At 62.2% G+C, this 270-nt stretch carries 1 protein-coding gene; it reads right to left on the bottom strand.

The window, feature by feature from the left end; genetic code table 11:
- A partial coding sequence (locus tag SB753_RS37465; RefSeq protein WP_410805209.1) for an AtaL-like protein occupies positions 1-270 on the bottom strand: 270 nt, incomplete at both ends.

Below are 270 nucleotides of genomic sequence, written 5' to 3'. Positions count from 1 at the left end.
TGGTCGCGTATTCAAAGCGCAAGAATAGCTGCAGCTCGTCCGGCTGTTCGATGGTCATGGTCAGCGAGCCGCCGACGTAATCCGCCGTCGGCAGGATGTCGTAGCGCACGCTTTGGCTTTCGTGCAGCGTGACGCGGTCGCGGACCGTCGCCTGGCCGTAGTGCAGTTCCCGCTCGAGGGTATTGCCTTCGCGCGAAAGAATCGTGCAACTGTCGAGTCCGATCACGAACAGTTGCGGCTGTTCGGCGCGCAGCACGAGCCCTTCCCACA

Origin of the sequence: Paraburkholderia sp. SIMBA_053, assembly GCF_046534895.1 — a bacterium.
In the GTDB taxonomy this organism is placed as follows: Bacteria; Pseudomonadota; Gammaproteobacteria; order Burkholderiales; family Burkholderiaceae; genus Paraburkholderia; species Paraburkholderia caledonica.
The sequence above is the reverse complement of the archived record's forward strand: the minus strand, read 5'-3'. Positions and strand labels throughout refer to the sequence as shown.